This is a genomic window from Streptomyces sp. UNOC14_S4, from assembly GCF_020740835.1.
Lineage (GTDB): Bacteria > Actinomycetota > Actinomycetes > Streptomycetales > Streptomycetaceae > Streptomyces.
In genome coordinates, this window is record NZ_JAINFC010000692.1 from 1 (window position 1) to 3,085 (window position 3,085).

General features: G+C 68.8%; 4 protein-coding genes. 2 read left to right on the forward strand and 2 right to left on the reverse strand.

All coding sequences use genetic code 11. From position 1 onward, the window contains the following. Nucleotides 1-33 precede the first annotated feature (33 nt). The gene (locus K6I34_RS34395; RefSeq protein WP_229331965.1) at nucleotides 34-570 is read right to left on the reverse strand and encodes a GTP cyclohydrolase I; all 537 of its coding nucleotides are present in this window, start codon (nucleotides 568-570) and stop codon (nucleotides 34-36) included. A gap of 101 nt (nucleotides 571-671) precedes the next feature. Here K6I34_RS34395 and K6I34_RS34400 point away from each other — a divergent pair, with 101 nt between their 5' ends. Next, on the forward strand, nucleotides 672-1,382 hold the full coding sequence (locus K6I34_RS34400) for a methyltransferase domain-containing protein (protein ID WP_229331966.1): 711 nt from the start codon (nucleotides 672-674) through the stop codon (nucleotides 1,380-1,382). Here K6I34_RS34400 and K6I34_RS34405 read toward each other — a convergent pair. Continuing rightward, entirely contained in the window at nucleotides 1,369-2,241 is an 873-nt protein-coding gene (locus K6I34_RS34405; protein ID WP_229331967.1) for an alpha/beta fold hydrolase, read from the reverse strand. The two genes, K6I34_RS34400 and K6I34_RS34405, sit on opposite strands and share 14 nt — an antisense overlap. Before the next feature lie 214 nt (nucleotides 2,242-2,455). Between K6I34_RS34405 and K6I34_RS34410 the strand changes: the two genes are divergently transcribed. After that, the coding region (locus tag K6I34_RS34410) for a GlxA family transcriptional regulator (RefSeq protein ID WP_229331968.1) at nucleotides 2,456-3,085 on the forward strand (630 nt) is incomplete at its 3' end.

Here is a 3,085-nt window from a genome sequence, read left to right on the forward strand (position 1 = left end):
CGGGAGTACATGACCGCTCTGGGGTCACCGTGATCACTCCGGTTCGCCGATCTGATAGGTCGTCTCGTTCACGGTGCTCGCGTCATTCGGTCCGCGATAACAGATGCACATGTGCCTGGCACGGGAAACGACCCGGACGTAGGTCGCGTCGCCGTGGTTCACCATGTCCTCGGCCAGCTCACGGACCAGCAGCTCCTGGAGCTGGAAACGGCGTGAGCGGCAGTGGATCAGCCGCGGAATCTTGCCGAGGCCCAGGATGTAGCGCCCGGGGCGGTACGTGAGGTCGACGGTGCCGAAGAACGGAAGGAAGTGGTGGGCGCAGAAGGAACTGAACGGGACATCCGTCGTGCGTACCAATCCGTGATGGCTGCCGGCATCGACTTCGAGCGTGACCTTCAGAATGTCCTTGGGGATACCCCGGTACCCCTCCAGAAGCTCGGCGTACGCTTTGTCGATCCTCTTGTGATTCTCCGCGATGGAGGCGTCGATCTCCTGCATGATCTGCGGCTCGCCCGGAAACAGTTCCCCGAGCCACGCGAGGAGGTGCCGCGCCGGTGCTTTACCTGTCATTCTGGGAAAGTAGGCGTTCCCTTGAACGGCTGACGACCCGGCTCGCCGCAAGGGCACGAGATCCGCAGCGGGCACCCCGGCGATACGGGAGGCGAAACGCGATGACCGGCGCCGCCGACCCCACTGCATCCGACCCCACTGCCGCCGACGGCTATGCGAACGGACTGTTCATCCTGAGCCGCATGGCCCGCCGCCGGGAATGCCAATTCACTCTGCTGGGACGGTCCTGGGAACTGCTGCCGGGAGTATTCCCGCCGACCGTCAGTGCCGCTACCGCCTTCTACGGCCGAGCCCTGCCATTTCGGCCCGGTACCGCATTCCTGGAAATCGGCTGCGGCAGTGGCGTCATAGCAGTGCAAGCGGCACTGGCCGGCTGCTCCCGGGTGTTCGCCACCGATGTGGACCCCTCGGCCGTGGAGAACACCCGGCGAAACGCCCGGCGCCACGGCGCCACCGGCGTCACCGCCGCGGTGGGCGACGTGTTCTCCGCCGTACCGCCCGGCGAGCACTATGACATCGTCTTCTGGAACCTGCCCTACGTGAACCTCCCGGCAGGCCACCCCGACGCGACGGGAATCGGCCGCACGGTCTTCGACGCCGGACACCGCTGCCTGCGCGCCTACATCCAGGGCGTACGCACCGTGCTGAGCCCCGAAGGCCGCGCTTTCCTCGGCTTGGGCAACATCAGCGACCACGAGGCGCTGTGCCGTATCGCCGACGCGTACGGGTGGGCCGTACGGCTGCGCGCGGCGGCCTCGGAAGAGCCCGACCCGGAGGTCGAACACCGGCTGTTCGAGCTCACGGCGAGGTGAAGTACCCCACGGGGGACGTGCGGTCCGTGCGGTCCGAGTGCTGTGCCGGGAGCCCGGCGACGAACGCGCCGATGTGCGCGGCCACCTGGTCGGGCACATCCAGGGGCGAGAGATGGCCGGTGCCCTCCAGGACGGCCAGCGAGGCGGTCGGGATCAACGGCAGCAGGTGGTCGGCGAGCACGCTCGGCGGGTCGACCTTGTCGTGGCTGCCCGCGAGAACCAGCACCGGTACGTCGATGGCCCCGACGCCGGCCGACACGTTTTGGACCAGACCCCGGCGCGGCCACGCGAGACGCGCCTGGTCGCCGGCGCGCAGACTGTCCTCGACCACCTGTCGGCGCAGCTCCGGAGTCAGCCCGCTGTGAGTGAGCATCAGGTCGATGCTTCGGAGGACCGCTTCTTCGCTGTCGTAGGCGTGGGAAACCGTCTCCTGAATCTGTTCGGTCACCCCGACCGGCGCGGGCGGCGCGGGCGCCACGAGAACGACCCCGGCCAGGCCCTCGGGCTTGCGCGCGGCCAGCATCTGGGCCACCTTGCCGCCCATGGAGTGCCCGACGAGCACATGGCGGGAGCAGCCGAGCGCGTCGACGACCCGCTGCGCGTCGTCCGCGAGCCGCTCCAGGTCATAAGGCCCCGGCACGCTCGCGGAGTCGCCCCATCCGCGCTGGTCGTAGGCCACAAAACGCTGCCCGGGGTCCAGCCGCCGCAACACTGGCTCCCAGGTGCGCCGTGAGCCTCCCCAGTAGTGCAGGAAGACCAGTGCCGGGCCGTCACCTTCGCGGACGTGGGCGTACACCCGGCCGCCCTGCACGTCGAAGAAACGGCCCACTGCGTCTGCATCTGCATTGTGCGAAGTCATCGTCAGGTCCTCGTTCACGGCCGGGGCTCTCGGACCGCTCCACCGTGGTGTGGAGCCGGTCGCCCCGCGCTCGAAGCCGATTCTTCTCCGGAAGCGGCCTCGCGGGACACGGCTCATCTGCCAGCATGCGCATTTTTTGGGCCAAGGCAGCGCTGACGGGCCCTCACTCCCCGGCCGTCCTTGCGAAATCGGCACCGGCCATAACATTGCGGTCATGAAAAAGCACCGCGTCGCAGTCCTGGCGGTGGACGGCGTGCTGCCCATCGATCTGGGAATCCCCACGCAGATCTTCAACGCCCGTCCGAACACCCCTTACGAGCTGACCGTGTGCGGCGACACCGAGGCCGTGACCACCAGCACCGGTTTCTCCCTCGGGCTGACCGCGGGGCTCGGGGCGCTCGCCGAAGCGGACACCATCATCGTCCCGGGCTTCGAGGACTACCGGCGTCCCCCGCACCCACGGGTGAGGGCCGCCCTCGAACTCGCCGGCCGCGCCGGGATCCGCATCGCCTCCATCTGCACCGGCGCCTTCGCCGTCGCCTCGGCCGGACTGCTCGACGGCAGGACCGTCACCACCCACTGGGCCAGCGCGGACGACCTGGAAGAGCTCTACCCCCGGCTGCGCGTCGACCGGAACGTCCTCTACATCGACAACGGCACCATCCTGACCTCCGCGGGCGTCACGGCCGGTATCGATCTGTGTCTGCACCTGGTCCGCAAAGACCTCGGCGCGGCCGTCGCGAACGATATCGCCAGGGAAATCGTCGCCGCCCCGCACCGCGACGGCGGACAGGCCCAATACATCACGAGGACCCTCCCCGCCGCCCGGTCCACCGCCCTCGCC

What these genes read in the sequence shown, in the direction of transcription:
- K6I34_RS34395 (WP_229331965.1), bottom strand. Translation starts at nt 570, where the DNA reads ATGACAGGTAAAGCACCGGCGCGGCACCTCCTCGCGTGGCTCGGGGAA.
- K6I34_RS34400 (WP_229331966.1), top strand. Translation starts at nt 672, where the DNA reads ATGACCGGCGCCGCCGACCCCACTGCATCCGACCCCACTGCCGCCGAC.
- K6I34_RS34405 (WP_229331967.1), bottom strand. Translation starts at nt 2,241, where the DNA reads ATGACTTCGCACAATGCAGATGCAGACGCAGTGGGCCGTTTCTTCGAC.